Source organism: Psychromarinibacter sediminicola, assembly GCF_029168335.1.
Classification (GTDB): domain Bacteria; phylum Pseudomonadota; class Alphaproteobacteria; order Rhodobacterales; family Rhodobacteraceae; genus Psychromarinibacter; species Psychromarinibacter sediminicola.
Genome location: NZ_JARGYC010000056.1, coordinates 22,997 through 32,508 on the forward strand (window position 1 = coordinate 22,997; position 9,512 = coordinate 32,508).

Here is a 9,512-nt window from a genome sequence, read left to right on the forward strand (position 1 = left end):
GCGCGGGCCGGCGGGCTATTCCGCCCGCGCGATCCGCGTCATCGCAGGCTGAACGACTTCGACACGCCGATCGAGAAACGCGGATCGTCCTGCGCCACCAGCGTTCCGATGCCGTAGCGGCCGATCGCGTTGGTGGCGCTGACATCGACGGAGATGCCGCTGTTCGGCGCGTTGTAGCGCAGCCCGGCCGCCCAGGTCGCCTGGTCCGAGTCGCCGAACACGGCGCTGGCCTCGGCGATCACTTCCAGCCCGTCGAACAGCTCGTAGTTGACGCCGCCGCCCAGGGCGAAGAGATCGACATTGCCGAACCCGGCGAGGCGCGGATTGGCGGACACGGTCAGCCGGTCGTTGACGTCGTAGCTCGCCATCCCCTCGAGGGAATAGACGCCGACGAGGGAACTGCTGCGCCCGAACAGCAGCCGCGCCGACAGGTTGAACGGATCGCCGTTGTTCTGGTCGAGGAACCGCAGTTTCGGGCCGAACATGTAGCGCGGCTCATTGGTCGGGCGGAGCGCGGGGTCGACGCTGGGGTCGAGGGAATAGCGCTCGTAGTAGATATCGGCGCCGAAGTCGCGCGAGATGCCCACCGACGTGCCGAAGCCATAGTTCTCGCCGCCGCCGTACCACGCCAGCGGCGCGAAGGTGAGCGGGTCGAGGACGCCGGGCGAGCCCAGCGTGAAGCCGTCATGCTGGAGGTTTTCCTGCCGCGCCGTGAGCTCGGCCGGCCGCCCGCGATAGGATTCGGGATAGCTCGCGCCCGGCGTGAATGTCAGCTGGACCCCCAGAAGCGGCGTGTCGCCGTCGGGGAAGATCGTCAGAATCCCGGTCGCCGGGGTCATACCCACCGAGTTGGTCACGAAGGCGTCGAGCGCCACCTTGGGCGAGACGTTGTAGCGGCCGCCCACGGTCCAGACCGGGACGTTCACGTAATTCCCGCTGCCGTCGATGGTATTGCCGCCGGGGCCGAAGGGAACCTCGACCGCCCCGTAGAAGCTCAGCCGACGGCTGGGCTTGTAGCTGACCCCGCCGCCGAGCGAGGCGATGGTGCCGTAGAACGGCTGGCCGTTGACGCTGTCGGGGAAGACGGAGACCGCCGGTGTCAGGTGGAACTGAAACCGCGACGACATATCGAGGGTGAACGGCGCCTTTAGCGCGCCGACGAATTGCCCGGTCGCCTTGCCGCCGTAGAGCGACGAGTTCAGGCGGTTGTAGCCCTCCAGCGACCCAAGCACCGATCCCGCCAGGGCGCCCCTTTCGAAGAGCCGGTATTCGGCCGACACGGCCATCGGCTCCATTTTGACATGCGGGTAGCCGCCGCCGATCGGCGCGACCACCGGGTCGACATAGCTCCAGAAGTCGAAGCCCAGCGTCAGCCGGTCGGTGGGCGCGTACCGGCCGCCGCCGAAATAGGCCTGGTTCCCGGTTCCGGTTCTCGCATCGAAGGTCTGTTTCTGGCCCACATAGAGCGACAGGGTGCCCTCGGGCAGCGTGTTGGCCGTATCGAACGCGCCGAGCCGGTGGGGCTGCAGTTCGAGCGGCGTCTCGCCGCCGTCGTAGAAGGTGCCGCGGGTGACCTCCGGCCCCGTGGGCCAAGCGTGCGTCTCGACGGGCGCGGGTGCAGGGTCGGTCGGGCTTTCCGGCTCGGCGAAGACACCGACATATTCCTGCGCGACAGAGGGGATCAGCGCGACGGGCGCGGCACTGGCGGCGAGCGCCGCGAAAAGCAGCCGTGCGGCACGGCGGGAGCTGCGAACAGCCATCAAAAGGGCCTCCGGTCAGTTCATCCTGGCGCGGGGCAGCTCCGCTTTGGTTCTGTTTGCCACAGATCGAACAGGGTTTAAATCCTGCTGGCCCGGGATCGGGCCGGAACCCGCCGCGCCGGCCGGCCGGAATAGCATTTCTGCAACATCTCCCCGCGACAGCCGCCCGCCGCGCAGGGCGCTTCGGCAACATCCTGCCAAAAAGCCGGGCACCTCCGGGGGATACGGGCCGCCCTGGCGCCGCCAGCGGCACGCCGGGGCCTCCGCGGCCCCGCCATCACGACGGACCGAACGCCGCCGGACGGCGCGGTGTCAGGCGATCTTCAGCTTCTCCCGGATGAAGGCCAGCGCCACCGACAGCCCGTCGGGGGCGATGCCGTGGCCGGTGCCCTCCATCACGTGGGCGTAGACCTCGAAGCCCGCCTCCTGCAGCGCGTTGCCCGCCTCGGACAGCGAGTGCGGCGGCACGACCTCGTCCTGGTCGCCATGGACCAGCAGCACCGGCATCTTCGACACCGCCTCTTCGGCCAATGTCTCGGGCTGCAGGATCCGGCCGGAAAAGCCCACCACCGCCGCCACCGGGTCGGGCCGGCGGGGCGCGACATGCAGGCTCATCATCGTGCCCTGGGAGAAGCCGAACAGCACCATGCGGTCCGGGGTCAGCCCCTCTTCCAGCAGCACGCCGTCGAGATAGGCGTTGAGATCCTGCACCGACTGCATCATCGCCTGCTCCGCCACGGCCTCGGACGAGCCGTCGAGCCACGGGATCGGGAACCACTGATACCCCATCGGGTTGTTGACGCAGGGCTCCGGCGCGTCGGGGGCGACGAAGACCGTGTCGGGCAGATGCGGCGCCAGCGGTTCGGCCAGGCCCAGCAGGTCGTCGCCGTCCGCGCCGTAGCCGTGCAGGAACACCACCACCGATTTCGCCTGCCCCGACGCCGCCGCGCGCCGTCCGCTCTTCAAGTCCCGGATCATCTGATGCCTTCCCTGTCCTTCGCCACCCGGTAGTAGGCCCAGAGCAGCCGCGCCGCAACCGCCCGCCAGGGCGCCCAGTCCTCGGCCATCGCGCGCAGCTCCTTCTCGGTCGGGCGGGTTTCGGTCTCGAACAGCAGCCGGGCGCTTTCCTGCAGCGCCAGGTCGGCGGGCGCGAAGACATCCGCCCGGCCCAGCGAGAACATCGCGTAGATCTCGGCCGTCCAGCGGCCGATGCCGGGCACGTCGACCAGGGTGGCCACGACCTCTTCGTCGGGCATCGCGCGCAGCCGGCGGAAGTCGATGCCCGCCGCGGCCAGGGCCTTGGCATAGCGGATCTTCTGGCGCGACAGGCCGCAGGCGCGCAGCGCGTCCTCGCTTGCCCATTTCACCTTGCGCGGCCCGGTCAGCCGCGCCGCGCGCAGCCGGCCCCAGATCGCGTCGGCCGCGGCGACGCTGACCTGCTGGCTGACGATGGCCGACAGGAGCGGCTCGAACCCGTCGGCCTTGCGGCGCAGCGGCAGCGGGCCGGTCTGCTCCAGCGCGTGGGCGAAGCGCGGCTCGCGGGCGGCGAGATAGGCCGCGCCCTCGGCGACGCAATCGGGGGTTTCGATGATCCGCCCGGTCATCGCAGATCGCGAACCCAGGCCACGGCGGCCTCCGGGTCGGGGACGCGCAGAACGTCGGGTTGGGCGGGCCGCCGGATCATGGCCACGTTCAACCCCATTTCGCGCGCCGCGTCCAGCTTTGCCCGCCCCGCGCCGCCGCCGGAATTCCGCGCCACCAGCCAGTCGACGGCGTGGGCGCGGAACAGCGCGATCTCGTCGGCCACGGTGAAGGGCGGGCGCGCGACGATCCAGTCGCCGCCCTTGAACGGAAACGCGCCCCGCGCCTGGTCGATCCGGCGGCACAGAATCCGGCGCCCGGCAAGCCCGTGGAACCGGCCGATGCCCTTCGGGCCGGTCGCCAGGAACACCGTCGCGCCTTCGGGGATCAGATCGGCCACCGCCTCTTCGCGGTCGGCGCAGGTCCAGGCGTCGCCCGGCCCGGGCTCCCATTCGGGGCGCAGGAGCTGGGCATAGGCGACGCCGGTCTCGGCACAGACCTCGGCAGTGCGCCGGGTGATGTTCACCGCGAAGGGATGGGTGGCGTCGAGCACCGCGTCGATCGAGTGGCGGCGCAGGTAGAGCTCGAACCCCGCGCGCCCGCCGAAGCCGCCGATCCGCGTCGGCAGCTTCAGCTGGGCCGGGTGGCTGGTGTCGCCGTTGAGCGAGGCGAGCGCCGTGACGCCGCGCATCCCGGCGATCCGGCCCGCGACCTGCCGCGCCTCGGCGGTTCCGGCCAGCAGCAGGAGCCTCATCCCGCCTGCCCCAGGATCCGCCCGCCGCGGTCGATCACGACGACGTCCACCTGCATGCCCGTCCCCTCCAGCCTGGCCGCCGCGTGGGCCCGCGCCGCCTCCGCCGCCCAGGCCGCCAGGCGCGGCCCGGCGGTCTCTGCCGCCTCCAGCGCCGTCGTCGCCGTGGCCAGCTCCGGCATGTCGAAGCGCCGCGCCAGGTCGTCGAAATCCACCTGGCTGCGCGACGAGTGCAGGTCCGCGGCCCCCTGCGCCAGCTTGGTGATCTTGCCGATTCCGCCGCCAATGGTCAGCCGCGCGACCGGGTGGGTCTTGAGGTATTTCAGCAATCCGCCCGCGAAATCGCCCATATCCAGCATCGCATGGTCCGGCAGGCCGTGCAGCGCCTGGACGACGCGCTCGCTGGTCGCGCCGGTGCAGCCGGCGACATGCGGCGTGCCGGCGGCGCGGGCCACGTCCACGCCGCGATGGATCGAGGCGATCCAGGCGGCGCAGGAGAACGGCCGGACGATGCCGGTGGTCCCGAGGATCGACAGCCCGCCGGCAATGCCCAGCCGGGGGTTCCAGGTCTTCGCCGCCAGGGCCTCGCCGCCCGGCACCGAGACGGTGATCTCGATATCCGGGTCTTTCCCGTGACTTGCGGCCTCTTCCTCGACCACCTTGCGCATCATCTCGCGCGGGACGGGGTTGATCGCCGGCTCGCCCGGCGGGATCGGCAGGCCGGGTTTGGTGACCGTCCCCACCCCTTCGCCCGCGCGGAACACGATGCCGCCGCCCGAGGCCGCCACGCGCGCCCGGATCAGCGCGCCATGGGTCACGTCGGGGTCGTCGCCCGCGTCCTTGACGATGCCCGCCTCGGCCCAGCCGTCGCCGGCGCGCGCCTCGGCCACGGCGAAGGTGGGCGTCTCGCCGCGCGGCAGGGTGATGGTGACGGCGCGCGGAAACGCCCCGCCCCACAGCCGCTGCAGCGCCGCCCGCGTCGCCGCGGTGGCGCAGGCGCCCGTGGTCCAGCCGCGGCGCAGGTCTCCTTGGGGTTTCCGGCTCATGGCGGCGGGACTATAGGCGCGGCCGGCGGCAACGCCAATCCACGCTTTTCCGCGCCGGCGCCAGGGTGCATAAGCGCCCGCATGACCGACTCGCCCGACCTTCCCGCCTTCGACTGGCCGCGGCTGGAGCCCGGCTGGGTCTGGCTCTGCGGCGCGGGGCCGGGCGATCCGGGGCTTCTGACGCTGCATGCGGTGAACGCGCTGCGGCAGGCCGACGTGATCGTCTACGACGCGCTGGTGGAGCCGGCGATCCTGGACTGGGCGCCGCAGGCAGAGCATGCCTATGCCGGCAAGCGCGGCGGCAAGCCCTCGGCGAAACAGCGCGACATCTCGCTGCGGCTGGTGGAGCTGGCGCGCGAGGGGCGCCGGGTGCTGCGGCTGAAGGGCGGCGACCCGTTCGTCTTCGGCCGCGGCGGCGAGGAGGCGCAGACGCTGATCCAGCACGGCGTGCCGGTGCGGATCGTCCCCGGAATCAGCGCCGGGATCGGCGGGCTGGCCTATGCCGGCATCCCGGTGACGCATCGCGACGTGAACCAGTCGGTGACCTTCGTGACCGGCCACGACCAGTCCGGCGAGACGCCGTCGGGGCTGGACTGGCAAGCGATCTCGAAGGGCTCGCAAGTGATCGTGATCTACATGGCGATGAAGCATATCGCCCGGATCGCGGGGGCGCTGCTGGAGGCCGGGCGGCCGGAGACCGAGCCCTGCGCCGTGGTCGTCTCGGCCACGACGCCGGCGCAGACGGTGCTGGAGACGACGCTGGGCACGATGGAGGCGGACATCGCCGCCGCCGGGCTGGAGCCGCCCGCGATCGTCTGCGTCGGACGCTCGGTGCTGATGCGGCAGGTGCTGGACTGGCAGGCGCTGGCCGCGGGCACGGCGCCGCGCAATCTCGACCCGCTGGGGCGCGGCCGGCCGGCGGACACTGCCTGACCGCGATGCGCGCGCCCGGCTTCATCCTGGCCCAAATAGGCCCGCCGGAGGCACGCCCCGCGGCGACGTTGCCATGCCGGGCCTGATCCTCTCCGCCCCGTCCTCGGGGAGCGGCAAGACGACGCTGACGCTGGGGCTCTTGCGCGCGCTGACGCGGCGCGGGGTCGCCGCGCGGGGCGCCAAGTCCGGCCCCGACTATATCGACCCGCGCTTTCACGAGGCCGCCTGCGGCCGGCCCTGCCCCAACCTCGACGCCTGGGCGATGTCGCCGGCCCGCCTCCGCGCGCTGGCGGCGGGCGACGGGCTGTTGCTGATCGAGGGCGCGATGGGACTGTTCGACGGGGCGCCGCCGGAGGGCCGCGGCGCCACGGCGGACCTCGCCCGTCTCCTCGGCCTGCCGACGGTCCTGGTGGTCGATGCCGGCCGCATGGCGCAGTCGGTCGCGCCGCTGGTCGCCGGCTTCGCGGCGCACGACCCGGAGGTGCGCGTCGCCGGGGTGATCCTGAACCGCGTGGGCAGCCCGCGCCACGCGGCGATGCTGCGCCGGGCGCTGGCGCCGCTGGGCCTGCCGGTGCTGGGCGCCCTGCCCCGCCAGTCCGGGCTGACCCATCCCTCGCGGCATCTGGGGCTGGTGCAGGCGCAGGAGCGGGCCGATCTCGACAGCTGGCTCGACGCGGCGGCCGAGGCGGTGGCCGCGGCGGTCGATCTCGACGCCCTGGCCGGCCTCGCCGCGCCCCTGCCCGCGGCGCCGGCGGCGCCGGTCGGTCCGCCGCCCGCGCAACGCATCGCCGTGGCCAGCGACGCGGCCTTCGCCTTCGCCTACCCGCATCTGCTGGCCGACTGGCGCGCGGCGGGCGCCGAGATCCGCCCGTTCTCGCCGCTGGCGGACGCGCCGGCGCCCGAGGCCGACCTGATCCTCCTGCCCGGCGGCTACCCGGAGCTTCATGCCGGGCGACTCGCGGCCGGAGCCCGCTTTCTGCCGAGCCTGCGGGCCGCCGCCGAGCACGCGGATATCTATGGCGAATGCGGCGGCTTCATGGTGCTGGGCGAGGCGCTGACCGATGCGGACGGCATCGCCCACCCGATGGCCGGGCTGCTGCGGCTGCATACCAGTTTCGAGACCCGCCGGCTGCATCTGGGCTATCGCCGGCTGGTGCCGACCGGCGGGCCGTTCGCCGGGCCGCTCAACGCGCACGAGTTCCACTATGCCACGACGGTCGCGGCCGAGGGCCCGCCGCTGTTCCACGCGAGTGACGCCGAGGGGGCCGAGCTGCCGCCCATGGGCCTGCGCGCCGGCCGGGTCTGCGGCTCTTTTGCGCATGTGATCGACCCTGCGTGAGGCTTTTCTTCCCCGGGGCCGCGCGGTAAGCGAATCGCAATGACCGACTTCACCCACGATCAGGCGCCCGTCACGGACCGCCGCGCCAAGCGCAACGTCGTCATCCTGGTGGCGGCCCAGGCGATCCTGGGCAGCCAGATGCCGATGATCTTCGTGCTCGGCGGGCTGGCGGGACAGTCGCTGGCCGCGAATGCCTGTTTCGCGACGCTGCCGATCTCGCTGATCGTGCTGTTCTCGATGCTGTCGGCGACGCCGATGTCGGCGATCATGCAGCGCTTCGGCCGCCGCGCCGGGTTCTGGCTGGGCAGCGCCTGCGGCGCGCTGGGCGGCGGGATCGGGGCGCTGGGGCTTCTGCACCAGTCCTTCGCGCTGTTCCTCGTGGGCTCGGCCTTTACCGGCGTCTACATGTCGGCGCAGGGCTTCTACCGCTTCGCCGCCTCCGACACGGCGAGCGAGGCGTTCCGGCCCAAGGCGATCTCCTGGGTGATGGCGGGCGGGCTGTTCTCGGCGATCATCGGCCCGCAGCTGGTGAAGGCGACGAGCGACGCGATGGTCGTGCCGTTCCTGGGCACCTATCTTGCGGTGATCGCGGTGAACGTCGCGGGCTCGGCGCTGTTTCTGTTCCTCGACATCCCGCGCCCGCCGGCGCCGCATGCCGACGCGCCGAAGGGCCGGTCGCGCTGGGAGCTTTTGAAGACGCCGCGGATCGCGGTGGCGATCATCTGCGCCATGGTCAGCTATGCGCTGATGAACCTGGTGATGACCTCGACGCCGCTCGCCGTCGTCGGCTGCGGCTTCGAGCAGAACACCGCCGCCGACATCGTCACCGGCCACGTGCTGGCGATGTTCGCGCCGAGCTTCGTCACCGGCCACCTGATCGCGCGATTCGGCGTGGAGCGGATCATCGCGCTGGGGCTGGCGACGCTGGCGGCGGCGGGCGGTGTGGCGCTGGCCGGCGTCGACGTGGAAAACTTCTTCGTCGCGCTGATCCTGCTGGGCATCGGCTGGAACTTCGGCTTCATCGGGGCGACCACGATGCTGGCCGGAGCGCATACGCCCGAGGAACGCGGCCGGGTGCAGGGGATGAACGACATGATCGTCTTCGGCTGCGTGACGCTGGCCTCGCTGGCCTCGGGCGGCCTGATGAACTGCTCCGGCGGCACGCCCGAGGCCGGCTGGGCCGCGGTGAACATGGCGATGATCCCGTTCCTGGCGCTGGCCGGCGGCGCGCTGATCTGGCTCGTGCTGCGCCCGGCCGAGGAGTAGGCCGCGCCCCTGCGAGAGGCGATCGCGGCGGGCGAAAAAATTTCTCACTCCTGCTGAGATAATTTCCCTTGCACGAATCCTGCGCCTCCCCTAGATGCGCCGCACGAGCGAGGGACCGATCCCAACTCCGGGGTCCGCAAGGGACCGAAGGGGGGGCGCTAAGGAACCTCTGGATTCAATCTGCTGGCTAGAAGGGGGCGTGCCATGGACGGCGCCAACCTCTTCCAACTGGGGATCGGTCTGGAGACAGGCGCCCACGAGGAAGATTCCTGCGTCCGCATCGCGGACACCGACACCACCACCACCCGCGACCTGTTCGACGAGGACCGCGACGACCACTTCATCCGCCGCGACGGACGGGTGTTCGCGGGCACGCACCTGATCCTCGAAGTGGTGAACGGCACCGGGCTGGACGACGAATCGCGCATCCAGCAGGCGTTCCGCGACTGCGTGGACGAATGCGGCGCGACGCTGCTGCACATCCACACCCACAAGTTCTCGCCCCAGGGCGTGAGCGGCGTGGCGGTGCTGGCCGAAAGCCATATCAGCGTGCACACCTGGCCGGAGATCGGCTATGGCGCCTTCGACGTGTTCATGTGCGGCGATGCCGAGCCGTGGCGGGCGGTCGACGTGCTGAAGCGGGCCTTCGCGACCCATGACGTGCGGGTGAAGGAGCTGCTCCGGGGCGACGGGCTCGTCGAAGAGGTCCGCGCCGCGTAAGGCATGCCACGAGGGACAGTTTCTAACAGGCTGCTGAAAAACTCTGCCTCGACAGGGGTTTGAGAACGTGATTCACCCTTTGCACGGCATGCTGGGGGTGATGATGCGCGGGACGG

The 9,512-nt window shown here is 71.6% G+C and carries 9 protein-coding genes; 4 read left to right on the forward strand and 5 right to left on the reverse strand.

Annotation, left to right across the window (positions count from 1 at the left end):
* Positions 1-38: 38 nt before the first annotated feature.
* The 5 genes from P1J78_RS17985 to P1J78_RS18005 all read right to left on the reverse strand — a co-directional run bounded on the left by P1J78_RS17985 (position 39) and on the right by P1J78_RS18005 (position 5,138).
* Positions 39-1,760 (reverse strand): hypothetical protein, encoded by a 1,722-nt coding sequence (locus P1J78_RS17985; protein ID WP_275568763.1) that lies wholly within the window; start codon positions 1,758-1,760, stop codon positions 39-41.
* Positions 1,761-2,072: 312 nt separating this feature from the next.
* A complete protein-coding gene (locus P1J78_RS17990) occupies positions 2,073-2,738 on the reverse strand; it encodes an alpha/beta hydrolase (protein WP_275568764.1) in 666 nt (221 codons plus the stop codon).
* Positions 2,735-3,364: a DNA-3-methyladenine glycosylase family protein gene (locus tag P1J78_RS17995; RefSeq protein ID WP_275568765.1), complete on the reverse strand. Its 630-nt coding sequence runs from the start codon at positions 3,362-3,364 to the stop codon at positions 2,735-2,737. The genes P1J78_RS17990 and P1J78_RS17995 overlap by 4 nt, the downstream gene beginning before the upstream one ends.
* On the reverse strand, positions 3,361-4,095 hold the full coding sequence (locus P1J78_RS18000; protein ID WP_275568766.1) for a cobalt-precorrin-6A reductase: 735 nt from the start codon (positions 4,093-4,095) through the stop codon (positions 3,361-3,363). The genes P1J78_RS17995 and P1J78_RS18000 overlap by 4 nt, the downstream gene beginning before the upstream one ends.
* Positions 4,092-5,138, reverse strand: coding sequence for a cobalt-precorrin-5B (C(1))-methyltransferase (locus tag P1J78_RS18005; protein ID WP_275568767.1), 1,047 nt, complete (start codon positions 5,136-5,138; stop codon positions 4,092-4,094). Before P1J78_RS18005 ends, P1J78_RS18000 begins: the two co-directional genes overlap by 4 nt.
* A gap of 81 nt (positions 5,139-5,219) precedes the next feature.
* Between P1J78_RS18005 and cobA the strand changes: the two genes are divergently transcribed.
* From cobA to speD, 4 genes are all read left to right on the forward strand, one after another.
* Positions 5,220-6,071, forward strand: a complete 852-nt coding sequence (gene cobA, locus P1J78_RS18010) for a uroporphyrinogen-III C-methyltransferase (protein ID WP_275568768.1) — start codon at positions 5,220-5,222, stop codon at positions 6,069-6,071.
* A 73-nt stretch (positions 6,072-6,144) separates the two neighbouring features.
* A complete protein-coding gene (locus P1J78_RS18015; RefSeq protein ID WP_275568769.1) occupies positions 6,145-7,410 on the forward strand; it encodes a cobyrinic acid a,c-diamide synthase CobB in 1,266 nt (421 codons plus the stop codon).
* 39 nt (positions 7,411-7,449) lie between these two features.
* Positions 7,450-8,676 (forward strand): MFS transporter, encoded by a 1,227-nt coding sequence (locus tag P1J78_RS18020; protein WP_275568770.1) that lies wholly within the window; start codon positions 7,450-7,452, stop codon positions 8,674-8,676.
* Between the two features lie 204 nt (positions 8,677-8,880).
* On the forward strand, positions 8,881-9,396 hold the full coding sequence (gene speD / locus P1J78_RS18025; protein ID WP_275568771.1) for an adenosylmethionine decarboxylase: 516 nt from the start codon (positions 8,881-8,883) through the stop codon (positions 9,394-9,396).
* The last annotated feature ends 116 nt before the right edge of the window (positions 9,397-9,512 follow it).